Below are 24,391 nucleotides of genomic sequence, written 5' to 3' on the forward strand. Positions count from 1 at the left end.
TCTCAGCAGCCAGCCCGACGTGGCAGCGGAGTTCACCCCGGGTGCCCAGGTGCCCATCTCCGGGTCGGGCGGGCAGACGGCGGCGTCCCAGGCGCTGGCGTCGGCCGCCTACCGCGACGACGAGGTCGAGAAGCTGGTCGCGGCCAACCCCGACGCCGGTTTCAAGAAGCCGCGGCTCTCCCTGTTCGAGCCCAACCTCGGTGAGGCGTACTCCCGGGCGGTGCAGACCCGGCTGCTCGGCGGCGCCCGCGCCCCGCTCATCCAGTCCTTCGGCATCGAACCGCAGACCATCGTGGAGCACTGCCTGGCCGCCACCCGGGTGCGCAAGCAGCGCGACGCGCGGCTGACCGGCGTGATGGTGCTCTTCGGGCTGCTGTTCCTGCCCGGGGTGCTGCTGTGGCTGCTGGCCTTCCAGTTGCGCCGCATGATCGCCGGGTCCAAGGACAAGCGCGCCGGGGCCGTCGGCATGGTGGTGCTGGTCGCCGTCGGGGCGCTGGCGGTGCTCTTCGCGATCAAGCTCCCGGTCAGCGGCCTCTGGGGGATCTATCTGCGGGCGATGCTGATCGCGCCGGTGGTCGGCGGGATGTGGGCCAAGCAGATCTGCGAGCGGTACGCCAAGGATCTGCGTGCCCGGTGGCAGAGTCTGCTGGGCGGCACCGGAGTCGGCGCCAAGATTCCCGAAGCGGTGCCCCAGGACCCGGGCGACGCGGGCGCCGAGCGCATCCGGCTGGGCCTGGCCAAGGTCGCCGCCGAGCAGGCCGGCAACCTGATCTACTACGCGGGTCCCAAGGGGATACTGGGCATGGGGACCCGGTGGGGCAGCTGGCAGCTGGCCGAGGAGCTGACGCCCGCGCGGGAGGGGGAGGAGATCAACCCGTTCCGCAGCTGGGACGTCATCCGCGCCATCCACGACCAGCTCCGCCTCCTGGAGCGCGGCCCGCTGCACACCGGCGGCTTCCCCACCCCCTCGATACGGCACTGGGTGGTCTCCCCCATCGCCGAGGGCGCCAAGGCGGTCAAGCACCCCGAGGGTCAGGAGGTCGAGGGGTACCGCATCAAGGACTTCGAGATACAGCGCATCTGCAACGAGCAGCAGTTCGGCGCCGGCAACCGGCACTATCTGGGCGTCCAGTTCGTGCTGTGGGACGGCCAGTTGGTGATCTCGCTGCTGATCAGCGTCACGGTGCTGCACCACACCCTGCGCATCGAGGTCACCGGCCACGCCCTGGGGCCCGTCGACGGGCTGTTCACCAGCCCTCCGCAGGCCAAGACCAAGGAGGTCGCCAAGAGCGTCAAGTTCTGGGAGACCCGCACGGTCAACCTGCCCCTGGTGGAGACCAAGGAGGTGGTGCGGCTCGCCGCGCGGGCCCCGCTGACCTGGTTCCCGCCGGTGCTGGACTTCCTCGGCGGCAAGCTCTCGCTGCCCGAACCGTTCGGTCTGCGGCACGCCTGGGCGAAGAAGCCGTGGCGGCACCGCTTCATGGCCGACGACGCGATGCGCGCCGCGACACCGGTGCTGCGGGTCGTGCACACAGCCGCCATCAAGGTACTGGAGGAGAACGGCTGCAACGTCGAGCGGTTCGGCTCCCGTTCGCTCAACCTGAGCGCCGCCGTGCAGGACGCCAAGCCGTTCAAGGCCGACGTCTACGACGCCTGAAGCCGAAACCGGCGTCTGCGACACCCGGGGCCGAAGCCGACACCGCGGTGCACGGCCCCGGAAGGCGGACGCGGCCGAGGTCTACGGCGCCTGGCGGGACGCCCGCGGGATCACCAGGCCTCGGCCAGCATCGCGCGGGTGTCCGCCAGGAGCTGCGGCAGGACCCGGGTGTGGCCGACGACCGGCATGAAGTTGGTGTCGCCGCCCCAGCGCGGCACCACATGCTGGTGCAGATGGGCGGCGATACCGGCGCCCGCCACCGCACCCTGGTTCATGCCGATGTTGAAGCCGTGCGCTCCGGAGACCCGCCGCAGGACGGTCATCGCGCGCTTGGTGAACTCCGCCAGCTCCAGGGTCTCGGCCTCGTCCAGTTCGGTGTAGTCCGCCAGGTGCCGGAACGGCACGGTCATCAGATGGCCACCGTTGTACGGGTAGAGGTTGAGCACCGCGTAGACCTTCTCGCCGCGGGCGATGATCAGACCGTCCGCGTCGGATTTCTCCGGGATGGTGCAGAAGGGGCAGCCGTCCTCGGCGCCGGGGCCGCTCGGCTTGTTCTCCCCCTGGATGTAGGCCATCCGGTGAGGTGTCCACAGGCGCTGGAACTGGTCCGGTGCCCCCACTCCGATCTGCTGCTCCGGCTCACTCGTCATGCCCGCCAGCTTATGCGCCGGTCGGCGCGGGACACGAGGAGGGGGCGGACCCGCCGCACGGCCGCCCTCTCCCCGCGTCACAGCTGATTCACCAGGGGTCACACCTGGATACGCCGCTGCACGGCGTCGAGGATCTCCGCGATCGCCTCGTCCTGGGGGATGCCGTTCTGCTGCGAGCCGTCGCGGTAGCGGAAGGACACCGCGCCGTTGGCGACGTCCTCGTCACCGGCGATCACCATGAACGGCACCTTGGACTTCTGGGCGTTGCGGATCTTCTTCTGCATCCGGTCGGAGGAGGAGTCCACCTCCATCCGCAGGCCCTTGGCCTTGGCTGCGGCGGCGAACTCCGCCAGGTACGGCACATGGTCGTCGCCGATCGGGATGCCGACCGCCTGCACCGGCGCGAGCCACGCCGGGAAGGCGCCCGCGTAGTGCTCCAGGAGCACGGCGAAGAACCGCTCGATGGAGCCGAACAGCGCACGGTGGATCATCACCGGCTGCCGGCGGGAACCGTCGGCGGCGGTGTACTCGAGGCCGAACCTGGCGGGCTGCTGGAAGTCGACCTGGATGGTGGACATCTGCCAGGTGCGGCCGATGGCGTCCCGGGCCTGGACGGAGATCTTGGGCCCGTAGAAGGCGGCGCCGCCCGGGTCCATGACCAGGTCGAGGCCCTGCTTGCCCGCGGCCTGCCGCAGCGCCTCGGTGGCCTCCTCCCACTCCTCGTCGGTGCCCATGAACTTGTCCGACTCGGGGTCGCGGGTGGACAGTTCCAGGTAGAAGTCGCTGAGGCCGTAGTCGCGCAGCAGGTTCAGGACGAAGGTGAGCAGGTTGTCCAGCTCGTCCGGCATCTGCTCCTTGGTGCAGTAGATGTGCGAGTCGTCCTGGGTGAAGCCGCGGGCGCGGGTGAGCCCGTGGACGACGCCGGACTTCTCGTACCGGTAGACGGTGCCGAACTCGAACAGCCGCAGCGGCAATTCCCGGTAGGACCGGCCGCGGGCGCGGAAGATGAGGTTGTGCATCGGGCAGTTCATCGCCTTGAGGCGGTAGTTCTGCTCGTCGAACTCCAGCGGCGGGAACATGCCGTCCGCGTAGTGCGGCAGATGCCCGGAGATCTCGAAGAGCCGCTCCTTGGTGATGTGCGGCGTGTTGACGAAGTCGTAGCCGGACTCCTCGTGCCGCCGGCGCGAGTAGTCCTCCATCACCTTGCGGACGACGCCGCCCTTGGGGTGGAAGACGGCGAGCCCGGAGCCGAGCTCCTCGGGGATGGAGAAGAGGTCCAGTTCGGTGCCGAGCTTGCGGTGGTCGCGCTTCTCGGCCTCGGCGAGGAACTCCAGGTACTGCTTGAGCTCGTCCTTGGTGGGCCACGCGGTGCCGTAGATCCGCTGGAGCTGCGGGTTCTTCTCGCTGCCGCGCCAGTAGGCGGCCGCGGACCGCATCAGCTTGAAGGCGGGGATCTGCCGGGTGGAGGGCAGGTGCGGGCCCCGGCACAGGTCCTTCCAGCACAGCTCGCCGCTCTTGGCGTCGAGGTTGTCGTAGATGGTCAGCTCGCCGGACCCGACCTCGGCCGAGGCACCCTCGGCGGCGTCGGCCGCGTTGCCCTTGAGGCCGATCAGCTCCAGCTTGTACGGCTCGTCCGCCAGCTCCTCGCGGGCGTCCTCGTCGGTGGTGACGCGGCGGGAGAAGCGCTGGCCCTGCTTCTGGATCTGCTGCATCTTCTTCTCGATGCGCTTGAGATCGTCGGGGGTGAAGGGCTCGGCCACGTCGAAGTCGTAGTAGAAGCCGTCCTTGACGGGCGGACCGATGCCGAGCTTGGCGTCCGGGAACAGTTCCTGGACGGCCTGGGCCAGCACGTGCGCGGTGGAGTGGCGGAGCACGGCCAGACCGTCGTCGCCGGTGATCTCGACGGGCTCCACCTCGTCGCCGTCGGCCAGCGGACGGGCGAGGTCCCGCAGCTCGCCGCCGATGCGCGCGGCGACGACGGAACGCTCCTCCTCGAAGAGCGCGGCGGCCGTAGTGCCCGTGGTCACCACGCGCTCTTCCCGCTCGGAATCGCGTTGGATGGTCACACGGACATCAGACACCGGTCTCTCCTGACTCTCACCTGGGATACGCGGCCCGCGCCGCGCCGTCGAATCGTACCGAGCGATGGCACCGGACCGCGAAACGGTCACGGACCGCGACGGGAACCGGCCGCGAAGCCCGCCGCGGCGGCAGCGGACCCGGCGGACGCCGCCACGCCCCCCCCGGCCGCGGCACCCGGCGGGCGGGTGCGACTGCCGGTCGGCCCCCCGTGCGGGCGCGGGACGGTCAGCCGCCCACGCCGCGCTCGAAGTCGTCGAGCGCCGCGCGCAGCCGCTTCAGCAGCCGCTCCCGGGGCTCCTCGGGTACCGGGACGGGGGCGACGTCGTGCGCGCCGCTCAACCGCCGGAAGCCGCCCCGGCTCTCCAGCAGCCCGGCGATCCGCAGCGGCAGCCCCGCCAGGTGGGAGTGGACGGCGCGGAGGTAGCCCTCGTCGTCCAGCCGGGCCCGCACCTGGGTCACCTCGGCGCCGGCCAGCACGTCGAGGCGCACCGAACCGGGCTCACCGGGCCGGGCGCGGCGCAGTCGTACGACGGTTCCCGTGACCCGCACCGGTACCGGGGGCTCGACGCGCACGTAGTGCCGCCCGGCGAGTTCGAGTGCGGGCAGGTCGGCCGGGGTGAAGACGAGGGCGGGGGGCCGTCGCGGGCAGTCCCGGGGCGCTCCGGCCGTGCGCGACCAGGCGAGGGTGATCCGCACCTCTTCGGTGCCGCGTACCAACTGGCACAGCGCGTCGGTGAGTTCCGCGCAGCAGCCGTCGGCGACGGCGGCGTCGAAGTGCTCGGTGGCGCCGGTGGCGCGGTAGCGGCACACGGCCCGGGCGGTCGCCCGCAGCGCGCGGCACAGCACCGCCAGCTCCCGGCCGCCGCCGTCGGGTGGCCCGGGCGGGGCCGAGGCGGTCAGCGTCCGTCCCGCCGCGCTCTCCTCGGGGGCCTCCGCGTACCGCGCCCGCCGGGTGAAGGCGTCCGCCCGGCGGTCGCCGCGGGCGCCGTGGAATCCGGCGCTCCGCTGTGTCGCCAGGGCACCGGCGCGGAGCATCGCACGGGCTGCGGTGCCCAGCTTCTGGCGCGCCCGCCAGGCGGCTGCCGTGTTGCCCGCGGGCAGTTCGCGTCTCCAGTGGATCTCGTCGTCGTCGGCGGCGCCTCGCATCACGCTCTCCGTGTCCCCGGCCACTCCCCTCCTTCTCCTGACCGCGGGGCGGGGCCGCAAAACGGAGCGGACAGCGGCGGATCGGGAGCGCGGGACGGACATGCGAAAACGGGACGGACGCACGAAAGGCCGCAGCGTCTGCTGACGCTGCGGCCTCGGATGCTGCCGTACGGATGCCGGGTGGGCGATACTGGGTTCGAACCAGTGACCTCTTCGGTGTGAACGAAGCGCTCTCCCACTGAGCTAATCGCCCCGGGTGTTCCGCCGTTGGCCCGGCGGCACGTGCAGAACAATACAGGGCGTCTCACTCTTCATCCAAACCCCTTTCCAGCAGGTTCCGCAGACCGTGCAGACCGCCGCGCATCATCAGCCGGTGGTTGGCGACGAAGAGGGGCCGGGCGGGGACGGCCAGCATGCGCAGCAGGCGCCTTTCGACCTCCACGTCCTGGACGAAGAGCGCGACGCTGCCGCCGTCGGCGGCGCGTACCCTCCAGCGGGCCCAGCCGTCCAGGTCGCCGCTCATGCCGACCTCCAGGATCCCGGCCGACGGGTCGCGGCGCCGCGCGTGGAGCACGACCGACAGCCGGTAGGGCAGTGCGGCCCGGATGTGCAGGAGACCGCTGTCCTCGCCGGTCCGGGCGAACCCGCGCACCTGGGGCCACCACGCGGGGTACGCGTCGAGCCGCTCCAGCGCGGCGTAGACCCGGCTCGGCGGGGCCGCGACCGGCCAGACGGCGCGGAAGCGGTAGTGGTTCGGATCCACGGGCCGGCCCTCCCGGGAACGGGGACTCTACGACGCAGGGCCCGGAAGCTGGTCGCTTCCGGGCCCTGCGTATGGCGTGGGCGATACTGGGTTCGAACCAGTGACCTCTTCGGTGTGAACGAAGCGCTCTCCCACTGAGCTAATCGCCCGCCGGCGGGCACAACATTACCGCATGTCAGCGGGTGGTCATGACCATCAGGAGGACTGCCGGGCCGCCTGCCGGGCCGCTTTGCGTTCCTTACGGGCCGCGCGGCGGTCCTTGAGCCACCGGGTGCCCTCCCGGTACTTGCGCTTGGTCCACCGCAGCACGTGCTGTGCCCAGACGAACTCGGTCGCCCAGACCGCCATCCCGCCGAAGATCACGAGCCAGCCGGGACCGGGCAGCGGAAGCATGATCACGCCGCCGGTCACGATCGCCAGACCGACGACGAAGACCACCACGCGCCAGCTCAGGTGCAGCGGCCTGGACGCCTGGACGAACCTCGGCGCGCGAGAGCCGAGGGGTTTCTCCTCCCGGACCTCCGGCGGCATCGCGTCACTCTCCGCAGTCATGACAGACAAGGTACCTGACTCGTTTCGGCCAGAGCCGGTTCACTGGAATGGCGGCACCTCCCAAACCTACAAGAGCCGTACGAAGGAATCGATTCCGTACAAAACAGTCAGAGGGGTTTACAACCGGCGCGTAGGTGGCATGTCGATTGCGCCGACGTGCGAATCCCCGAGCGCACACTGAGCGAAAGGCCCTGGCGCTTATGAACACAACGGTGAGCTGTGAGCTGCACCTGCGCCTCGTTGTTTCGAGCGAGTCCTCACTGCCTGTACCAGCGGGCCTGCGGTACGACACGGCGGACCCCTACGCCGTGCACGCCACCTTCCACACCGGTGCCGAGGAGACCGTGGAGTGGGTCTTCGCCCGCGACCTCCTCGCCGAAGGGCTGCACAGGCCCACCGGCACCGGGGACGTCCGAGTCTGGCCGTCCCGCAGTCACGGACAGTCCGTGGCCTGCATCGCCCTCAGTTCCCCGGAGGGCGAGGCCCTGCTCGAGGCCCCGGCGCGGGCACTGGAATCCTTCCTCAAGCGGACCGACGCGGCCGTACCGCCCGGTACCGAGCACCGCCACTTCGACCTGGACACCGAGCTCTCGCACATCCTCGCGGAGAGCTGAGACCGCCGGTCACCGCGGCCGTCCGACTCGGGGCGACGGCCGACGGTCCGGCAGCCGTGTGCCACGGCACCGCTTCGTGTAACGGCACACTGCGACGCCGCCGCCGCGTACTCGTACGCGGCGGCGGCGTCGCTGCGTACGGCCACGGCGCGGCCGCCGTCCGGAAACACCCGCCCTCGGGCCGGAGCCCAGCGACTAGGCTTCCCCCAGGCCGGAGGATTTCCCGGACACGGCAGGAGCGGCCCGTGCAGATCAACCACGACACCCGGTGCGCGCTCGACCAGGCGGTCGAGCTGCTGAACACCATGGCGGACGGCGAGAACCCCGACACGCTGGTGTCCGTGGCAGACCTGCGCTCCTACGCGGAGCGCACCAACGTCAGCGGGGTCGGCGCGCTGTCCGAGGACGACGTGCGCGCCGTCCGCGCGGTGCGCGAGCGCTTCGCGCAGGTGTTCGCCACCGAGGACACCCGCACCGCGGCCGGGCTGCTCAACGCGCTGGTCGCCGAGGCGGGCACGACGCCCCAGCTCACCGACCACGACGACTACGACTGGCACGTGCACTACTTCGCGCCCGGCGCCTCCGTCGCCCAGCACCTGGCGGCCGACTGCGGCATGGCGCTGGCGTTCGTCCTCGTCGCGGGCGAGCGCGACCGGCTGCGGCGCTGCTCGGCACCCGACTGCCGCCGGGTCTTCGTGGACCTGTCCCGCAACCGCTCCCGCCGCTACTGCGACAGCCGCACCTGCGGCAACCGCCTCCACGTAGCCGCCTACCGGGCACGGCGGCGGGAGTCGTCCGGGGGCGGCGTCCCGCGCTGAGCGCGCGGCACCACCCGCGACGCCCGCCGCTGCCCGGCTCCGGCCGGCCCGTCAGAGCAGCAGCAGGTCGTGCGCCCCGGCGGCACCGATCAGCACCGCGATCACGGCGAGGAACAGCATCAGCGGCGGTTGGGAGAGTGCGTACAGGCATCCCTTGGGCTCGGAGGGCGGCAGCTCGTCGAGCTCGATCGCGGAGTTCGGCGTCGTGTCCATCTCGCCGCGATCATGGCGCAGCCCCGGCCGCACCGGACGACTGCTCCACCCCATTCCCGGTGGTTTCCGCCGGAAAGCCCGCAGTGCCGCGGGCTCGCGTGCTAAGGCCGTCCGGCACATGGGGACGGCGGGGGCCGGTCCGGACGGGCCGGGCGGAGGGGCTAGATGCCGTGCTTCTTGAGGATGGCCTCGATGTCGGAGAAGTCCTCGCCCGGCTCGGCACCCTTGGCCTTGCCTGCCGAGGGCCTGCCGGGCGCGGGCTGCTGCCGGGTGGCCGGCGGTCCGGACGCGCCGAGCGCCGGGGCTCCCGCGGCGGGCTCCGCGGCCCGGGTCTCCCGGCGGGACGCCGCCGACCCGCTGCGGGCGGCGGCCGCGCGGCCGATGATCCACAGCACGACGGCGCAGGCCAGCACGGCGAATCCGGCCCAGACGGTGGGCTTGAGCACCAGATCGGCCGCCCAGCCGCCGACCGCCTTGCCGATCTTGCCGCCGAGCCCGACCAGGCCCGACATCGCCAGCCCGACCGGCACCAGCGCGACGGCGGCCAGTCGCGTGGCGGCGGCGAAGCGACGCCGCCACGCCGTGAGGAAGGCGATGGCCAGGCCGGCCGCGGAGAGCGCGGCGCAGACGGTGGTGGTGAGCATGTCTCCATGGTCGCACCGGCCGGGCGGTGGCGGCCATGGCCGGGGCCGCGGTTCAGGGAGATCTCCGGGTAGGCCCCCTCCTGGGGGCTGAGAGACTGTCGGCATGGACAACCCCAGCGACTCCGGCACCACCCTCCCGCAGCCCCGCGCCACCCTGGAGGTGTGGTGCGAGCTGCAGTGCCCGGACTGCCACCGTGCCCAGACCGATCTGCGGGCGCTGCGGGAGCGGTACGGCGACGCGCTGGAGATCCGGCTGCGGCACTTCCCGCTGGAGAAGCACAAGCACGCCTATGCGGCCGCCCAGGCGTTCGAGGAGGCGTACGGGCAGGGAAAGGGCGAGGAGTACGCCGCGGCGGTGCTGGCGCGCACCGGGGAGCTGGCCGAGCGCGGCGAGGCGCTGCTGGTCGAGGTGGCCCGCGACCTGGCCCTGGACGCGGAGGAGTTCGAGACGGCCCTGATCGACGGGCGGCATCTGCTGGCGGTCGACGCCGACCAGGCCGAGGGCAGGGCGATCGGGGTGACGGGCACCCCGACCTACGTCGTCGACGGGCAGCGGCTGGACGGCGGCAAGAGCCAGGAGGGGCTGCGCGAGCGCGTCGAGGAGATCACCGACCGGCTGCTGGGGCGCTGAGCGGCGGTGGTCGCGGCGGCGTCCTGAGCGTCACAGCAGCGGCTTGAGGAAGTGACGCTCCACCGTCCGGTAGCCCAGCGAGTCGTAGAGCCGCCGGGCCGGTGTGTTGCCGGCGAAGACGTTGAGTCCGAGACGGTCGGCCCCGGCGTCCAGGCAGACGGTTTCCGCGGCCAGCATCAGGGCGCGTCCGTGGCCCTCGCCCCGCCTTCCGGGCCGCACGCGGACGTCGTAGACCCAGGCGTGGACATCGTCGCGGGGCAGTCCGGTGAAGCCCAGCCAGAACGTGCCGACGACGGTGCCCTCGCTGCTGAGGACGCGCAGCGCGGCCCCCGCCGTGGCGGCTCCTTCCGGCAGGTGCGTGCGCCGCCCGGCCGCGGACGAAGCGAGGGCCTGCTCCCGGGAGTGGCCGTTCTCGATCAGCCCGGCGACGAAGGTCGCGGCCTGCTCCTCCCACCAGGCGTCGAACTCGGCCTCGGTGAGCGGGCGCAGCGCGCGGCCCGGGGGCGGCGCGGGGCGGGTGTGCGGCGACGGCAGCGACTTGATCAGATGGCTGCTGCTCTCCGCGTAGCCGAGCGCGGCCAGCAGGCGCACGCCGTCGGGAGTCCGCTCACGGCCCTCGTCGGGGTCGGCGGACGACTCGGCGTCCGCGGTCAGCGGGACACTCGCCTCGACACGGGTGCAGCCCCAGCCGCGCAGCACCTCCTCGGCGGCGAGTGCCGCCACGGCGCCCCGGCCCCGCCGCCGCTCCCCCGGCTCGACGTGGAGCCGCAGCCGCCCGGGCGCCGGGCCGTCCTCCGGCCCGCTGCTGAGGTGCACGGTGCCCACGGGGCGGGAGTTGACCCGGATCTCGTAGGCGCGCGCGCGTCCGCCCTCGGGCGGGCGGATCTCCGGACCGGTGGGGCGCAGTGTGGTCGTCACGGTGCCGTTCTACCCCGGCGGCCGCCCGGTGCCCACCTGCTGCGCCCCGGATCGCGCGGACCGGCAGGCGGCGCCGCGCGGCGGCCCGCGGCGCCGCTACGGGTCGATGTCGGCCGCCGAACGCTCCTCGAAGATCCGCATGGCCTTGGCCGTGACCGGGCCCGGCGCGCCGGACAGGGCACGTCCGTCCAGCCGTGCCACGGCCTGTACGTCGCGCAGGCTGGAGGTCACGAAGATCTCCTCGGCCCGCTCCAGCGCCGCCATCGGCAGATCCGTCTCGTGCCCGCCCGCCCACTCCAGGACCAGGGCCCGGGTGATTCCCGCCAGGCAGCCCGAGGCGAGCGGCGGTGTGTGCAGCTCGCCGTCTAGGACGACGAAGACGTTGGAGCCGGTGCCCTCGCACAGCCGGCCGTGGGTGTTGGCGAACAGGGCCTCGGTGGACGCCTGTTGCCGGGCGCGGGCGAGCGCGACGACGTTCTCCGCGTACGAGGTGGTCTTCAGTCCGGTGACCGCGCCCCGCTCGTTCCGGGTCCAGGGGACGGTGACGACCGAGGTGGTGTCCGGGCGGCGGCTCGCCTCGCCGAGAGCGACGACCAGGGTGGGGCCCGCCTCGCCGCGGTCCGACCCGAGCGGCGAGACGCCCCCGGTGTAGGTGATCCGCAGCCGGCCGTAAGGCATCGGGTTGGCGGCGGTGACCGCGTCGCAGGCCCGCCGCACCTCGTCCGCGTCCGGCTCGGGCAGGCCGAGGCCGTGCGCCGAGGAGGCGAGCCGCCGCAGATGCCGGGTGAGCGCGAACGGGGTGCCCTCCACGGTCCTGAGCGTCTCGAAGACCCCGTCCCCGACTGTCAGTCCGTGATCGAACACGGAGACGTTCGCGCTGTGTGCGTCCTGGAGTCCGCCGTCGAGCCAGATCTTCACTGCTGTTCACCTCGGGGAGCCGCTGGGGGCCGCTGTGTCACCGGACGGGCACCGGGCATGGCCGACCCGCGCGCTGCGGTGGCCGCGGCGTTCCCGGCGTTCCCGGCGTTCTTGGAGTTCTTGGAGTTCGCGTCGTACTCCCCCGACGCTACCGCGAGCAGCCGGGAAGCCTTCAGTTCCGTCTCCCGCCATTCCTGCTCCGGATCGGAGTCCCAGATGATCCCCGCCCCCGTGCCGAAGCGCAGCAGCGGGCGCGGGTGGTCGCGCTCGATCCAGAACGTGCGTATCCCGACGGCCAGCGCGCCCGTTCCCCGGTCGGCGTCGACCCAGCCGATGCCGCCGGTGTAGGGGCCGCGCGGCGCCGTCTCCAGCGCGTCGATCAGCCGCAGCGCGGAGGACTTGGGGGCCCCGGTGATCGAGCCGGGCGGGAAGGTGCCCGCCAGCAGCCGCGCCCATTCGCCGGCTCCGCGGGCGGCGGGCCCGGCGGGCTCCGGCAGCTCGCCGCGGACGGTGGAGACCAGGTGGACCAGGTTCCGGTAGGGCTCGGGCGCGCACAGCGCGGGGACGGTGATGGAGCCGGGCACGCACACCCGGCCGAGGTCGTTGCGGACCAGATCGGTGATCATCACGTTCTCGGCCCGCTCCTTCTCCCCCAGATCCGCCGCGGAGCGGCCGGTGCCCTTGATGGGGCCGGACTCGACGGTGCGGTCCGCGCGCCGCAGATACAGCTCCGGGGAGGCCGTGGCGATCTCCACGCCGTGGGCCGGCAGGCGCACGGTGCCCGCATAGGCGGCCGGGGTGCCGACGGCGAGCCGGGCGGTGAGCTGATCGATGTCGGCGGCCTCGGGGGCGGGATTTGGCAGCGGCGCGGACAGCACGCGGCAGAGGTTGACCTGGTAGACGTCTCCGGTGCCGATGGCGGTGCGGATCCGCCGCACGCCCTCGGTGTAGGCGGCGCGGTCCAGCGAGCTGACCCAGTCGCCGGGTGCCGGGCCCCGCCAGCGGCCGGGCGCCGGTGCGGGGAGCGGCGCCGGGCGTACGTCGCCGAAGCGGGCGCAGCACAGCCCGCCCTCGTAGTCGGCGACGACGGCCCACCACCCCGAGGAGTCGAGCGCCTCGGGGTCGCTGGTCACGTCGCGGAGGTCGGTGGCGAGGTGGCCGCCCAAGCGGGCGAGCGGGGTCAGATCGGACACGGTTTCGAGTCTATGAGGACGCCGGGGGCGGCCACGCTGCGCAAACGGAATTTGAGCTGGCACGGGAATCCGCTAAAGTTCAACACGTCGCCGAGGTGCACGCGCCCCGGGGACGGCCTCCCGGGTGCGTCCCGGAAAAGGCACTGCGGACGTGGCTCAGTTGGTAGAGCATCACCTTGCCAAGGTGAGGGTCGCGAGTTCGAATCTCGTCGTCCGCTCGATGTGGGGACCTCCCGGGCCCCCGCACATGGTGGAGTGGCCGAGAGGCGAGGCAACGGCCTGCAAAGCCGTCTACACGGGTTCAAATCCCGTCTCCACCTCCAAGGACGATTAGCTCAGCGGGAGAGCGCTTCCCTGACACGGAAGAGGTCACTGGTTCAATCCCAGTATCGTCCACCGGGTCCGGTCACCACCGGACCTTCCGCGCGGTTAGCTCAGCGGGAGAGCGCTTCCCTGACACGGAAGAGGTCACTGGTTCAATCCCAGTACCGCGCACGGACGATTAGCTCAGCGGGAGAGCGCTTCCCTGACACGGAAGAGGTCACTGGTTCAATCCCAGTATCGTCCACACCCGATCGAGGGCCCCGGCGGATTCGCCGGGGCCCTCGTCCGTGTTCCGGGCTCCCGTACCGCGAGCTCACCCGTCGCGGACTCCCGGGCCGCGAGGCGGATCCGCGCTCAGGAGGAGAAGAGCATCCGCCCGAAGCCGCGGCGCCCGTGCTGGCCGTGGTACCCATGGTGACCGTGCTGGCCGTGGCCGTACGAGCCGTGCTGCGGCGCGCCCCAGGCCGGGCCGGCCGGGCCGGCCGGGTAGCCCTGCGGTCCGGGCGGCGGAGGCGCCGACTGCCCCCACTGCGCCTCCATCCTGGTGAGAGCCTCCAGCTCGCCGTAGTCGAGGAAGATTCCCCGGCAGCTGCCGCACTGCTCGATCTGCACACCGCTGCGGTTGTACGTGTGCATCGGCGCACCGCACTTGGGACACTGCATCATTCGTCGGATTCCTCTCCCTACCGGTTGCCCACCGGATCCCTCACCGGTGACCGGACACCCCCGGTCCCGGTCGGCACTGCTCCAGCCTACGGCCTCCGGGCCGCGGGGAGTTCGGGACCTGCGAAAGAGCCGCGATCCGGGCGCACGCGGCCACGCACGCCTCCTCCGCCTCGTCCAGGGAACGCCCCTCGGTGCCGGCCTTGGCGACGCCGAGTGCCGCGCTCTGCACCGTCAACGCCCGGGCCGGCGCATCGAGATACGGCCACGGGTCGGGACCGGCCAGCGCGTGCGGGAGGCGCTCGGCGCGGGCGGCACCGGCCCCCGCCGCGACGCCGACGGTCCGGGCGTAGGCGCCGAGGAAGCACTCCCACACCGCAGCCGGAAGGAGCCCGGCCGCGAACCAGGCGGCGGGCCGCGCCAGATCCCAGGCCGGATCACCCAGCCCGAGGTCGTCGATGTCGATGAGCTGCCAGGGCCCGTCGGGCCGCGGATGGCGGACGAGCTGGCCGAGGTGGAAGTCGCCGTGGCACAGGGTGCGGGAGGCCGGGCCCGGCTCCTCGTCCCGGCACCAGGGCGGCAGCCCGGCCCATGCCCGCTCGACGACATCCGCCGAGGCACCGTGCGGGCCCCTGGGCGCGCGCCGCATCCGCTCCAGGGCCCGGGCCGCCTTGACCGGGCCGCGCATCGGGGGCAGCGGACCCGGGAGCCGTGCGGGCCCCGGGAGCGGCGCCGTGTGCAGCCGGGCCAGCAGCACGCCCGCCGCTCCCCAGGGCGCTGCCGCCGCGTCGTCCGGGTCGACCGGGGCACCGAGGGGCCAGACGCTGCCGCGCCGACCGCCGGGCAGCGGCGATGTGGGGGCGCCGGAGGCGGGGGGCAGCAGCACGCCGCGGTACTCCGGGGCCGCCGCGACCCGGATCCGCACCTCCAGCGCGGACACGTCCGCGTCGGCCGCGTGCGCCTTGGCGACCCGGTCGCCGACCCGCACGACGGCGGCGTCGGGACGATCGGCGAGCACATCGCCCTGCCCCCGGGGTGCACCGGCGAGCGCGGCGAGGGATTGGTGCAGCGCGGGGCTGCCGCCGGGGCTCTGAGGATCGGCCACGAGTACTCCACGGGTTCGACGAGGGCACCGCAGGGCGCGCCGCTGTTCCGGGGCGGGCGTCCGGAGCGTCGGACCGGCCGCCGGATACGCGAGAGCCCGGGCAGCTCCCCAGCTGCCCGGGCCTCGTGCCGTCCGCCGCACCCCCGTCCCCACGGGGCTGTAGAGCCGGAAGTCCCCGACCCGGTCCGCTCCACCGGGCCCGGGGCCGCTCAGGACCCCAGCATTCCGACCACGGACGACGCCTGTGTCAGCACCATCCGGCCCCAGCCCGAGACGAGGCCGAGGAGGAGGGCGAGTGGCAGCACCATGGCGGCGGCCACCAGCGGATGACGACGGCCGCCGGGGCGGACGCCGAGATCCGCGAGTGCCGCGCGCCGCCCCTTCCCCGCGGGCGCCGTGCGCCCGGCCGTGTACGCCATGATCCGCTCCTGATCGTTGTCTGGAGCGGCGGACGTCCGACCTCGGGGGACGAGTGCTGCGCCCGCCGCTCGACAACCACATTAGGCAGGGCCGCCCGGGGCGGCGTCATGCGCGCGTACCGACTCGGGGCCTCCCGCAGGATGACGTGCGACGGGGCCGCCTACTCCCCAGGGTGGAGGGCGTCCCCGGCCCTCCCAGGGTCTTCCCCCAGGGGGTACCGCCGCCCGGTCCCCCATGCGGCACTAGGGGGTGAGTTCTCTCACTCCCGCGCCGCCTCCCGGCCCTGGCCGAGCCGGTTCCTCCGGCCCGGCGGGGCGGACCGCGCAGGTCTCCCGCGGCGCGGTCGGCCGCGGCGTCCACCGGATCCGTCGCCGCGTCAAACGCCCTGCCGCGGGGCCCGTTTGACGGTGCAAAACCGGGGGCGCGGAGGCGTGCGGAACCGGCGCGTCCGGTGGAGTCCCCTTCGGCGGCCGGGCTCTGACATCCCGTCTGGCGCCGCGTGCGCGGCCTATCGTCGGCTCGCCGCGGCAGTCCGTAAGCTGTGGTCGTCAGACGGACCGGACACCGGCGGGCTGCTCCCCCGCCGGATGCCGGAGGTGGGCCACCGCCCACCGGACACCGGAGGTAGGAACGGACATGGCGATGATGCGGCTCCGGCGCGAGGACCCGCGAGTCGTCGGCTCGTTCAGGCTCCACCGGCGCCTGGGAGCCGGCGGTATGGGCGTGGTCTACCTGGGTTCCGACCGGCGCGGCCAGCGGGTCGCGCTGAAGGTGATCCGGCCGGACCTGGCCGAGGACCAGGAGTTCCGCTCCCGCTTCGCCCGCGAGGTGTCCGCCGCACGGCGGATCCGCGGCGGATGTACCGCCCGGCTGGTGGCCGCGGACCTGGAGGCCGACCGCCCCTGGTTCGCCACCCAGTACGTGCCGGGGCCCTCGCTGCACGACAAGGTGAACGAGAGCGGCCCGCTGCCCGCCGCGCAGGTCGCCTCGATCGGCGCCGCACTCGCCGAGGGCCTGGTGGCGGTGCACGAGGCGGGCGTCGTGCACCGCGATCTGAAACCCTCGAACATCCTGCTGTCCCCCAAGGGCCCGCGGATCATCGATTTCGGTATCGCCTGGGCGACCGGCGCGAGCACGCTGACGCACGTGGGCACGGCGGTCGGCTCCCCCGGGTTCCTGGCGCCCGAGCAGGTGCGGGGCGCGGCGGTCACCCCGGCGACGGACGTGTTCGCGCTGGGCGCCACGCTGGCGTACGCGGCCACGGCGGACTCCCCGTTCGGGCAGGGCAGTTCCGAGGTGATGCTCTACCGCGTGGTGCACGAGGAGCCGCTGCTGGACACCGTGCACGCGGCGCTGGCCCCGCTCGTCCACGCCTGCCTCGTCAAGTCGCCGGAGGACCGGCCCAGCACGCTGCAGCTCTCGCTGCGGCTCAAGGAGATCGCCGCGCGGGAGGCCCGCGGCCTGTCCGACGGCGGGGATCCCGCGCCGGGCGCCCGGGCGGCGTGGCACGGTGAGCGGCCGGGGACGGGGCGGTCCGCGTCCGGCGCGCGGCCCGCCGGGGAGCGCCGCCCCCGGGACCCGATGCAGCAGCGGACCCAGCGGGACACCGTCGGCTGGGAGCGCGAGCGGGCGGCGAGCGCCCCCCGGGCCTCGACTCCCCGCTCGGCGCGTTCGACCACGTCCGGCACTCCGCGGGCCGCGCGAGCCGCACGGGACACCGCGCATCCGACCGGCAACGGCTCGCGCAGGGACGCGCGTCCGCCCCGCCGCCCGACGGCGCCGCCGGCTCAGCGGGGCGGCGAGCGGCCGGCGAACGGCAGGCCGACCGGTCCGCGGCCCGCCGCCCGGCGCGGGCGCCCCGGCGGGCTCGGTCCGGCGGCCCGCAAGAGGAGGCTGCTGCGGCAGCGGCTCATCGTCTTCGTGACGGTGACCTTGCTGGTCGCGCTGGGCATCGCGGTGGCACAGGGCTGCGAGGGCCCCGCGCGCGGGCTCGGCAGCAGCTCCGTGCAGGTGCCGTGACCGGGAAACGGCACCTGCCGTGACCGGAGGCCGCGGGTGCCGCGGCCCCGGGGGCCGGCCGCGGGCGCGCGGGGCCGGCGGACCGGCGGCGTGTCCCGGCCGGGACACCGCGGCGGCGGGCTGCGTGCGGGCCGCGCCGACGCACCCGGTCCGTCTCAGCCGGCCTGCCGCGCGAGCGCGTAGAAGCCGACGGCGGCGGCGGCACCCACGTTGAGCGAGTCGACCCCGTGCGCCATGGGGATGCGGACCCACTCGTCGGCGGCGCGCAGCGCGCGGGGGGACAGTCCGCTGCCCTCGGCGCCCAGCAGCAGGGCCGCGCGGTCCCCGCAGCGCCGGGTGGCGGTGTCGATGGGGACGGCCTTCTCGTCCGGCGTGAGGGCGAGCAGCGGGAACCCGGCCTCGCGCACCGTCTCCAGGCCCTGCGGCCAGCTCTCCAGCCGGGCGTAGGGCACGGCGAACACGGCGCCCATGGAGACCTTGACCGAGCGGCGGTAGAGCGGGTCGGCGCAGTCGGGGGAGAGCAGTACGGCGTCCATGCCCAGCGCGGCGGCGCTGCGGAAGATGGCGCCGATGTTGGTGTGGTCGTTGACCGACTCCATGATCACGATGCGGCGCGCGGTGGCCAGCAGGTCCGCCGGCTTCGGCAGCGGCTTGCGCTGCATGGAGGCCAGGGCGCCGCGGTGCACGTGGTAGCCGGTGACGCGCTCGGCCAGCTCCGGGCTGACGGCGTAGACGGGCGCGGGCACCTCGTCGATGACGTCGCGCATGACGTCGATCCACTTCGCGGACAGCAGCATCGAGCGCATCGCGTACCCCGCCTGCCGGGCCCGGCGGATCACCTTCTCGCCCTCGGCGATGAACAGCCCCTCGGCGGGCTCGCGCCTGCGCCGCAGTTCGACGTCGGTCAGTCCCGTGTAGTCGCCCAGCCGGGGATCGTCGGGCTCGTCGACGGTGACGAGCCCGCCGGCCAGCCGGTCGCCGTGGGTGCCGGGGGAGGATGAGGTAGCCACAGGCCGATACTGCCCTGTCCCGCTCGAAGTGCCAATGTGTCGATGCCGCGTACGGGGTGGTCGTCCGGGGCGTGCACGGCGGATCACGGTGCGGTCGGGCCCACCGCCACCACGTCGCCGATCACGATGACGGCGGGCGGCCGTATGTCCTGCGCCGCGGCGCGGTCGGCCGCCGTCGCCAGGGTGGCGTCGACCCGCCGCTCGGTGGCCATGGTGCCCTCCTGGACGATGGCGACCGGGGTGTCGTCGGGGCGGCCGTGCGCGCGGAGCGCGGCGGCGATGGCGCCGAGGTTCTCCACCGCCATCAGCAGCACGAGGGTGCCCCGCAGCCGGGCGAGCGCGGTCCAGTCGACGAGCGAACGCGGGTCGTCGGGCGCGACATGGCCGCTGACGACGGTGAACTCGTGGGCCACACCCCGGTGGGTGACAGGGATGCCGACCGCGCCGGGCACACTGATCGCGCTGGAGATGCCCGGGACGACGGTCACCTGCACCCCTTCGGCGGCGAGTTGCTCGGCCTCCTCCATGCCGCGGCCGAAGACGAACGGGTCGCCGCCCTTGAGCCGCACCACGGACCGCCCGGCCTTGGCGTGCTCGACCAGGACCGCGTTGATGGCCTCCTGCGCCATCGCGCGGCCGTAGGGGATCTTGGCCGCGTCGATCACCTCGACGTGCGGCGGGAGTTCGTCCAGCAGGTCGCGGGGGCCCAGCCGGTCGGCGACGACCACGTCCGCCTGGGCAAGAAGCCGACGGCCCCGCACGGTGATCAGATCCGGGTCGCCGGGTCCGCCGCCGACGAGGGCGACGCCGGGGGTGCGGGGCCCGCGCTGTTCCGCGCCGAGCGTGCCGTCCCCGAGCCGGGCCACGACGGCGTCCCGGATGGCGGCCGCACGGCGCGGGTCGCGTCCGGCCGGGCCGTGCTCCCCGCTGGTGAGGACGGCGACGGTGATGCCGTCGCTGCGGCCGGTCGCCGGGGTCCAGGCGGTGCCCCGGTCCGCGTCGTCCGCACGGACGCACCACACCCGGCGGGCCTCGGCCTCCGCGACGACGGCGGCGTTGACGGCGGCGTCGTCGGTGGCCGCCAGCGCGTACCAGGCGTCCGTGAGGTCGCCGTCCCGCCAGGCCCGGCGCTCCCAGGCGATCTCCCCGGCGGTCGCCATCGCCTCGACGGAGGGCGTGGCCTCGGGTGCGACGAGGGTGACCCGCGCACCCGCCGCCAGCAGCGCCGGGAGGCGGCGCTGCGCCACGGTGCCGCCACCGACCAGTACGACGCGGCGGCCGTCCAGACGGAGTCCTACGGGGTAGGCGGGCGTGGCGGAGGTTTCCGACATCTGGGACGGCATCCTTCTCGAGAGGGCGGGCCGGCTCGTCCACCGGGCCGAGTACGACGCCGCTGCGGCGGTGGAGCGGCGGGGACGGTGAGGAACAGCCTATGCGGGACCACCGGGCGGCGCTGTCTCGCAGGTCACGGGGCAGGTCGGCACCCCCGCGCTCCCGGCGGGGTGCCGACTCGTGCCGGACGGGCCGCGCCGCGGGCCGCTCCGGTGGACGCCGGGGCGGCCCGCGGCGCGGGACCGGTCAGCTCTTCTCGGTGACGCCGGCCGCGTCGAACGTGGCGACCTCGTGCATCGCGCGGGCCGCGCTCTGCACCATGGGCAGGGCCAGCAGCGCGCCCGTTCCCTCGCCGAGCCGCAGGTCGAGGTCGAGCAGCGGGCGCAGCCCCAGCTTGGTGAGCGCGGCGACATGGCCGGGCTCGGCGCTGCGGTGCCCGGCGATGCACGCGGCGAGCGCCTCGGGGGCCACTGCTCGCGCCACCAGCGCGGCGGCCCCCGCGCTGACACCGTCGAGGATGACCGGGGTGCGCAGCGAGGCTCCGCCGAGGATCAGCCCGACCATCGCGGCGTGCTCCAGTCCGCCGAACGCCGAGAGCATGCCGAGGGGGTCGGCCGGGTCGGGCTGGTGCAGTTCCAGCGCACGGCGCACGACCTCGACCTTGCGGGCGTGCGTCTCGTCGTTGATGCCCGTACCGCGCCCGGTGACCTCGGCGGGGTCCGCGCCGGTGCAGGCGGCGATCAGCGCCGCGGAGGCGGTGGTGTTGGCGATGCCCATCTCGCCGGTGAGCAGCGCCTTGTTGCCGGCCGCGACCAGATCGCGGGCGGTCTCGATGCCCACCTCCAGGGCCCGCTCGACCTCCTCCTGGGTCAGCGCGGGGCCGGCGGTCATGTCCGCCGTACCGGCCCGTACCTTGCGCGGCAGCAGGCCGGGGGTGGTGGGCAGTTCGGCGGCGACACCGACGTCCACGACGCACACCTCGGCGCCCACCTGGTTGGCGAACGCGTTGCAGACGGCGCCGCCGCCCAGGAAGTTGGCCACCATCTGCGCGGTGACCTCCTGGGGCCAGGGGGTCACGCCCTGCTGGTGCACCCCGTGGTCCCCGGCGAAGACCGCGACGGCGGCCGGTTCGGGCACCGGAGGCGGGCACTTGCGGGAGAGGCCGCACAGCTGGGCCGAGATGATCTCCAGCATGCCGAGCGCCCCGGACGGCTTCGTCATCCGCTTCTGCCGCTCCCACGCCTCGCCGAGTGCCTTGGCGTCCAGCGGGCGGATGGTACTGAGCGTCTCGGCCAGCATGCCGGTGGGCTCGGCGCCGGGCAGCGCGCGGCGTCCGTAGGACTCCTCGTGGACCACCCACGAGAGCGGGCGCCGCTTGGACCAGCCGGCCTGCATCAGCTCCGGCTCGCCCGGGAACTCGTCGACGTAGCCCACGCACAGGTAGGCGACGACCTCCAGGTGTTCGGGCAGTTCCAGCGCGCGGACCATCTCGCGCTCGTCGAAGAAGCTGACCCAGCCCACGCCCAGGCCCTCGGCCCGCGCGGCGAGCCAGAGGTTCTCCACGGCCAGCGCCGAGGAGTAGGGGGCCATCTGCGGCTGGGTGTGCCGCCCCAGCGTGTGCCGCCCGCCGCGCGTCGGGTCCGCGGTGACGACGATGTTGACGGGGGTGTCGAGGATCGCCTCGATCTTCATCTGCTTGAACTGCTTCGCCCGGGCCTTGGGCAGCGACTTGGCGTACGCGTGGCGCTGCCGCTCGGCCAGCTCGTGCATGGCGCGCCGGGTCTCCTCGGAGCGGATGACCACGAAGTCCCAGGGCTGGGAGTGGCCCACGCTGGGCGCGGTGTGCGCCGCCTCCAGGACGCGGAGCAGCACCTCGTGCGGGATCGGGTCGGGCCGGAAGCCGTTGCGGATGTCGCGCCGCTCGCGCATCAGCCGGTGCACTGCTTCCCGCTCGGCCTCGGCGAACCCGGGCGCCGGCTCGCCCACGGGGACGGCGGCCGCGGGCTGGTCCTGCGCGGTCCCGCTCTCGGGGTCCTGCCCGTCGGGGGCCTCGCTCCCGGGAGCCCGGTCGCCGGGAGTCCCGCTCCCGGGGCCTTCGTTGCCGGAGTCCTCGTTCTCGGGGCCTTCGTTCCCGGCAGACGGGTCGACCGTGGGTTCACCGTCGGCGGCCGGGTCGCCGGTGGCGGCGTCGGGGGCCGGTCGCCCGGCGGGCTCCGGCGCGCCGTCGGGCTCGGGGACGGTGCCCTCGTCCGCGGCGAGTGCCTCGTCCGGCGTCCCGGCGGGCGCCTCGGGCCGGGCTTCGGGGGCGGCTGCGGCCTCGGGCGCGGGTCCGGCGGCGGCCTCGGGGACCGGGCCCGCCGCATCCGCGGCCCCGGCGACGGCTTCCTCGGACGGCACGGGGCCGGACGCGGCACCGGATTCCGCGGCCTCGGCGGACGGCCCCTCGGCGGCCTGCGCCGCGGCGGCCGAGCCGTCGGCGGGCACGGCGGCGCTGTCGTCGGGGGCCGGGGGCTCGGTACCGGGCCCGGTCGGCGAGCTGCCGGGGGCGTGCTGCCCGGCGGCGGCCGGGTCGGCCGCCGGGGTGCCGTCCGCGGGCACCGGCTCCGCGGCGGGCTCGCCGCCGGAGGGATTGGCGTCCCCGGCGGGCGGCTCGGGTACGGCGGACGGAACGGGCTCCGCGGCGGGCTCCGCGGCGGGCTCCGCGGCAGCGGCGGAGTCGTCCGCCGCTGCGTCCGGGACCTCGGCGGTGGGCCCGGCCGGGCTCTGCGGCGCCTCTCCCCCGGCTGCGGCCTCCGGCGCCGCCGCGTCCGGTACCGCGCCCGCGTCGTGCGCTGCGGCCTCGGCAGCCGGTGCGGGGACGGCGGCTTCCGAGGCCGCGGTGGCGTTCTCGGCGGGGCCCGGGTGCGCGTCCGCCGGCGTCTCGGGAGCAGCGGCTTCGGGGACTGGCATGGGCTCGGGCTCCTTGTCGGGCTGCGCCTCGGACGCGGTGGTGCCCGGGGAGTCTGGTGCTGTTGCCTGCTCGGGGATCACGGGGCTGTCCGGCCGGGGGCCGGCGGGCTGCTCCGGGTCCTGGTTTATCGGAGGAGCGGTCGAGGGCGGTACGGCCGCCTCCTGCTGCGGCAGCGGGTCGCCGCCCTGCGCGGGAACGGTGGGCACCTCGCCGGGCTGCACCTCGCGGCGCGGTCCGGGCACGGTGTCGTTGACGGGGCCGCCCTGTCCGGGGGCCGCTCCTTCCGGTTCCGGGGCGACAGCGGCAGCGGGGGCCGGATCGCTCTCGGCGGGCGCTGCGTGGGGCTGGGCGGCAGGCTGCCCCGCGTCGGTCGGCTGGCCTTCCGGCGGTGCGGGAGCCGCAGCGGCGTCGGCCGGGCCCGGCGCCGCGGGGGCGCCGGCGGCGGCCTCGTCGGCGGGGACGTCGGCCTCGGCGGGGACGGGCTGCGGGGTCCGGCCGTCCTGTTGGGGCGGGAGCTGGCCCAACTGCGGTCCCGGCAGCGGCTCCTCGGCGGAGGGTGCCGGCTGGTCGGGCTGGTCGGGCTGCGGCGCCGGGTCCTGCGCGGCGGCGGCCGGGGCGGTCTGCGCTTCGCTCTCCGGTACGGGCTGCTCGGCGGCGGGCTGCTGAGGCTCCGGGGAAGCCTGCGCTCCGGAGTGCTCGGCGGCGGGTGCGGGCGGGCCGGGCTGCGGGGCGGCGGACTGGTCGGGCGCCTCCGGAGCGGCGCTCTGCGGGTCCATGACAGCAGGTGCTGTCCCCGGGAGGCCGCCGGCCGGCTGCCCGGCCGGAGCGGCACCCGCCACCTCCACGGGCTGCGACTCCTCCGCGGTGGCGGGAACGGAGTCCTGCTGAGGGGGCATCCCGGGCTGCGTCTCGGCCGCGGGCCGGCTCTCCCCGGCGGCGGACGGCTGCGGCGCGCCCTGCACCGGCGCGGCCTGCGGGGCCGAGGCGGCGGGCTGCGCGGCGGCGCGTTCGGAGAGCGGGCGCACGGTGCCGGACTGCTCCGGCACCGGCGGCCCGAGGTGCAGCGGGCGGCGCGGTCCGGGGCCGGAAGTGCCCTGCGGTGCGGGGGACGCGGGCTGCGGCTGCTGGGGGGCACGGACCGCGCTCATGTCGTACCCGCCGGAGTCCCGGCCGTCGGCCTCGTGCGCTCCCTGGGCCGGGCCCGCCGCCTCGGCCTGTTCCGCGGCCGGGACGGACCGGGCAGCGGCCTGGGCCTCCTGCTGGTACGTGGCGTCCTGCTGGTACGTGGCGTCCTGCTGCCCGTAGCCGTGCTGCGCGTACGCGTCGGCGCCGGTCGCGTCGTGCGGTGCCGGGGCGCCGTCCGGTCCGTACTCAGCGCCGGAGGGGAACCCGCCGTCCTGCGGCAGGGGGCCGGCGTCCTGTTGCGGCTGCCCGTACGGGTCGTACCCGTAGCCGTAGCCGCCCTCCTGCTGGGCCTGGACTGCCGGCTGCCCGGGAGCGGGCAGCGGCTGTTCGTTCCAGGCGCCCTGCGCGGAGGGCATCAGAAGCAGGTCCTCTTCCTCGTGGGTCTCGTGGTTCGCATGAGGTTCGTGGTGAACGTGCGCGGCGTGAGCGGAGTGCGCCTGGGCCGCGTCCTGGACGTCGCCGCTGCCGTCGGCGAAGGAGTAGCCGCCGGAGCCCGGGATGTCCGGCTGTCCCTCCGGCTGCTGCCCGCCTGCGTTCTCCGGCAGCCCCTCGCCCGGGATCTGACCGGTGTCAGTCATGCGTTC

Annotated in this window: 21 protein-coding genes and 7 tRNA genes; 10 read left to right on the top strand and 18 right to left on the bottom strand. The window is 74.6% G+C overall.

The genetic code is table 11. The annotated features are described in order from the left end of the window. Positions 1 to 19: 19 nt before the first annotated feature. Positions 20 to 1,657: a hypothetical protein gene (locus tag A949_RS0131320; RefSeq protein WP_026005224.1), complete on the top strand. Its 1,638-nt coding sequence runs from the start codon at positions 20 to 22 to the stop codon at positions 1,655 to 1,657. Between the two features lie 110 nt (positions 1,658 to 1,767). On the opposite strand, the gene A949_RS0131325 is transcribed toward A949_RS0131320, so the two are convergent. The 7 genes from A949_RS0131325 to A949_RS0131355 form a co-directional block, all read right to left on the bottom strand. Next, complete coding sequence (locus A949_RS0131325; protein ID WP_026005225.1) at positions 1,768 to 2,307, bottom strand: HIT family protein; 540 nt, start codon at positions 2,305 to 2,307, stop codon at positions 1,768 to 1,770. Positions 2,308 to 2,405: 98 nt separating this feature from the next. Then, positions 2,406 to 4,388, bottom strand: a complete 1,983-nt coding sequence (thrS, locus tag A949_RS0131330) for a threonine--tRNA ligase (RefSeq protein WP_026005226.1) — start codon at positions 4,386 to 4,388, stop codon at positions 2,406 to 2,408. Positions 4,389 to 4,614: 226 nt separating this feature from the next. Continuing rightward, positions 4,615 to 5,559, bottom strand: coding sequence for a hypothetical protein (locus tag A949_RS35215; protein WP_019360021.1), 945 nt, complete (start codon positions 5,557 to 5,559; stop codon positions 4,615 to 4,617). A 157-nt stretch (positions 5,560 to 5,716) separates the two neighbouring features. Next, a tRNA-Val gene (locus tag A949_RS0131340) sits at positions 5,717 to 5,788 on the bottom strand. 51 nt (positions 5,789 to 5,839) lie between these two features. Continuing rightward, the gene (locus A949_RS0131345) at positions 5,840 to 6,298 is read right to left on the bottom strand and encodes an SRPBCC family protein (RefSeq protein WP_019360022.1); all 459 of its coding nucleotides are present in this window, start codon (positions 6,296 to 6,298) and stop codon (positions 5,840 to 5,842) included. 77 nt (positions 6,299 to 6,375) lie between these two features. Next, a tRNA-Val gene (locus A949_RS0131350) sits at positions 6,376 to 6,447 on the bottom strand. 46 nt (positions 6,448 to 6,493) lie between these two features. Further along, positions 6,494 to 6,850, bottom strand: coding sequence for a TIGR02611 family protein (locus A949_RS0131355; RefSeq protein ID WP_078534389.1), 357 nt, complete (start codon positions 6,848 to 6,850; stop codon positions 6,494 to 6,496). A 200-nt stretch (positions 6,851 to 7,050) separates the two neighbouring features. On the opposite strand from A949_RS0131355, the gene A949_RS0131360 reads away from it, so the two are divergent. After that, complete coding sequence (locus A949_RS0131360; RefSeq protein ID WP_026005227.1) at positions 7,051 to 7,464, top strand: SsgA family sporulation/cell division regulator; 414 nt, start codon at positions 7,051 to 7,053, stop codon at positions 7,462 to 7,464. Positions 7,465 to 7,709: 245 nt separating this feature from the next. Then, complete coding sequence (locus tag A949_RS0131365; protein ID WP_019360025.1) at positions 7,710 to 8,282, top strand: CGNR zinc finger domain-containing protein; 573 nt, start codon at positions 7,710 to 7,712, stop codon at positions 8,280 to 8,282. Between the two features lie 51 nt (positions 8,283 to 8,333). Here A949_RS0131365 and A949_RS38655 read toward each other — a convergent pair whose 3' ends face one another. Beyond that, a complete protein-coding gene (locus A949_RS38655) occupies positions 8,334 to 8,495 on the bottom strand; it encodes a hypothetical protein (RefSeq protein ID WP_019360026.1) in 162 nt (53 codons plus the stop codon). Between the two features lie 161 nt (positions 8,496 to 8,656). Next, on the bottom strand, positions 8,657 to 9,139 hold the full coding sequence (locus tag A949_RS0131375) for a hypothetical protein (protein ID WP_019360027.1): 483 nt from the start codon (positions 9,137 to 9,139) through the stop codon (positions 8,657 to 8,659). A 103-nt stretch (positions 9,140 to 9,242) separates the two neighbouring features. On the opposite strand from A949_RS0131375, the gene A949_RS0131380 reads away from it, so the two are divergent. Continuing rightward, complete coding sequence (locus tag A949_RS0131380) at positions 9,243 to 9,770, top strand: DsbA family protein (RefSeq protein ID WP_019360028.1); 528 nt, start codon at positions 9,243 to 9,245, stop codon at positions 9,768 to 9,770. A 30-nt stretch (positions 9,771 to 9,800) separates the two neighbouring features. Here A949_RS0131380 and A949_RS0131385 read toward each other — a convergent pair whose 3' ends face one another. From A949_RS0131385 to A949_RS0131395, 3 genes are all read right to left on the bottom strand, one after another. Beyond that, a complete protein-coding gene (locus A949_RS0131385) occupies positions 9,801 to 10,688 on the bottom strand; it encodes a GNAT family N-acetyltransferase (protein ID WP_019360029.1) in 888 nt (295 codons plus the stop codon). 96 nt (positions 10,689 to 10,784) lie between these two features. Continuing rightward, positions 10,785 to 11,606: an aminotransferase class IV gene (locus A949_RS0131390; protein WP_019360030.1), complete on the bottom strand. Its 822-nt coding sequence runs from the start codon at positions 11,604 to 11,606 to the stop codon at positions 10,785 to 10,787. Further along, positions 11,603 to 12,799, bottom strand: coding sequence for a chorismate-binding protein (locus A949_RS0131395; protein ID WP_019360031.1), 1,197 nt, complete (start codon positions 12,797 to 12,799; stop codon positions 11,603 to 11,605). Before A949_RS0131395 ends, A949_RS0131390 begins: the two co-directional genes overlap by 4 nt. A 145-nt stretch (positions 12,800 to 12,944) precedes the next feature. Here A949_RS0131395 and A949_RS0131400 point away from each other — a divergent pair. From A949_RS0131400 to A949_RS0131420, 5 genes are all read left to right on the top strand, one after another. Further along, positions 12,945 to 13,017 (top strand) — tRNA-Gly (locus tag A949_RS0131400). Positions 13,018 to 13,048: 31 nt separating this feature from the next. After that, a tRNA-Cys gene (locus A949_RS0131405) sits at positions 13,049 to 13,122 on the top strand. Between the two features lies 1 nt (position 13,123). Next, a tRNA-Val gene (locus A949_RS0131410) sits at positions 13,124 to 13,195 on the top strand. Between the two features lie 27 nt (positions 13,196 to 13,222). Further along, a tRNA-Val gene (locus tag A949_RS0131415) sits at positions 13,223 to 13,294 on the top strand. A 1-nt stretch (position 13,295) separates the two neighbouring features. Beyond that, positions 13,296 to 13,367: transfer RNA gene (locus A949_RS0131420), tRNA-Val, on the top strand. Between the two features lie 110 nt (positions 13,368 to 13,477). On the opposite strand, the gene A949_RS0131425 is transcribed toward A949_RS0131420, so the two are convergent. The 3 genes from A949_RS0131425 to A949_RS0131435 all read right to left on the bottom strand — a co-directional run bounded on the left by A949_RS0131425 (position 13,478) and on the right by A949_RS0131435 (position 15,310). Then, positions 13,478 to 13,786, bottom strand: a complete 309-nt coding sequence (locus A949_RS0131425) for a TFIIB-type zinc ribbon-containing protein (protein WP_026005229.1) — start codon at positions 13,784 to 13,786, stop codon at positions 13,478 to 13,480. A 43-nt stretch (positions 13,787 to 13,829) separates the two neighbouring features. Continuing rightward, on the bottom strand, positions 13,830 to 14,891 hold the full coding sequence (locus tag A949_RS0131430; RefSeq protein ID WP_019360033.1) for an aminoglycoside phosphotransferase family protein: 1,062 nt from the start codon (positions 14,889 to 14,891) through the stop codon (positions 13,830 to 13,832). Positions 14,892 to 15,100: 209 nt separating this feature from the next. Then, positions 15,101 to 15,310, bottom strand: coding sequence for a hypothetical protein (locus A949_RS0131435; RefSeq protein ID WP_019360034.1), 210 nt, complete (start codon positions 15,308 to 15,310; stop codon positions 15,101 to 15,103). A 637-nt stretch (positions 15,311 to 15,947) separates the two neighbouring features. Between A949_RS0131435 and A949_RS0131440 the strand changes: the two genes are divergently transcribed. Next, positions 15,948 to 17,330, top strand: coding sequence for a serine/threonine-protein kinase (locus A949_RS0131440; protein ID WP_019360035.1), 1,383 nt, complete (start codon positions 15,948 to 15,950; stop codon positions 17,328 to 17,330). Between the two features lie 155 nt (positions 17,331 to 17,485). Here A949_RS0131440 and A949_RS0131445 read toward each other — a convergent pair whose 3' ends face one another. From A949_RS0131445 to cobT, 3 genes are all read right to left on the bottom strand, one after another. Beyond that, complete coding sequence (locus A949_RS0131445) at positions 17,486 to 18,340, bottom strand: TrmH family RNA methyltransferase (RefSeq protein WP_019360036.1); 855 nt, start codon at positions 18,338 to 18,340, stop codon at positions 17,486 to 17,488. 83 nt (positions 18,341 to 18,423) lie between these two features. Beyond that, a complete protein-coding gene (cobA, locus tag A949_RS0131450) occupies positions 18,424 to 19,671 on the bottom strand; it encodes a uroporphyrinogen-III C-methyltransferase (RefSeq protein WP_019360037.1) in 1,248 nt (415 codons plus the stop codon). 247 nt (positions 19,672 to 19,918) lie between these two features. Further along, positions 19,919 to 24,385 carry a nicotinate-nucleotide--dimethylbenzimidazole phosphoribosyltransferase gene (cobT, locus tag A949_RS0131460; RefSeq protein WP_019360039.1) on the bottom strand — a complete coding sequence of 1,489 codons (4,467 nt, stop codon included), beginning with the start codon at positions 24,383 to 24,385 and terminating at the stop codon, positions 19,919 to 19,921. Positions 24,386 to 24,391 lie beyond the last annotated feature (6 nt).

It is taken from the genome of Streptomyces sp. AA1529 (assembly GCF_000280905.1).
GTDB lineage: Bacteria > Actinomycetota > Actinomycetes > Streptomycetales > Streptomycetaceae > Streptomyces.

Coding starts and splice junctions, on each gene's coding strand:
- A949_RS0131375 (WP_019360027.1), bottom strand. CDS start 9,139: ATGCTCACCACCACCGTCTGCGCCGCGCTCTCCGCGGCCGGCCTGGCC.
- A949_RS0131435 (WP_019360034.1), bottom strand. CDS start 15,310: ATGGCGTACACGGCCGGGCGCACGGCGCCCGCGGGGAAGGGGCGGCGC.
- A949_RS38655 (WP_019360026.1), bottom strand. CDS start 8,495: ATGGACACGACGCCGAACTCCGCGATCGAGCTCGACGAGCTGCCGCCC.
- A949_RS0131380 (WP_019360028.1), top strand. CDS start 9,243: ATGGACAACCCCAGCGACTCCGGCACCACCCTCCCGCAGCCCCGCGCC.
- A949_RS0131355 (WP_078534389.1), bottom strand. CDS start 6,850: ATGACTGCGGAGAGTGACGCGATGCCGCCGGAGGTCCGGGAGGAGAAA.
- A949_RS0131360 (WP_026005227.1), top strand. CDS start 7,051: ATGAACACAACGGTGAGCTGTGAGCTGCACCTGCGCCTCGTTGTTTCG.
- A949_RS0131440 (WP_019360035.1), top strand. CDS start 15,948: ATGGCGATGATGCGGCTCCGGCGCGAGGACCCGCGAGTCGTCGGCTCG.
- cobT (WP_019360039.1), bottom strand. CDS start 24,385: ATGACTGACACCGGTCAGATCCCGGGCGAGGGGCTGCCGGAGAACGCA.
- A949_RS0131325 (WP_026005225.1), bottom strand. CDS start 2,307: ATGACGAGTGAGCCGGAGCAGCAGATCGGAGTGGGGGCACCGGACCAG.
- A949_RS0131425 (WP_026005229.1), bottom strand. CDS start 13,786: ATGCAGTGTCCCAAGTGCGGTGCGCCGATGCACACGTACAACCGCAGC.
- cobA (WP_019360037.1), bottom strand. CDS start 19,671: ATGTCGGAAACCTCCGCCACGCCCGCCTACCCCGTAGGACTCCGTCTG.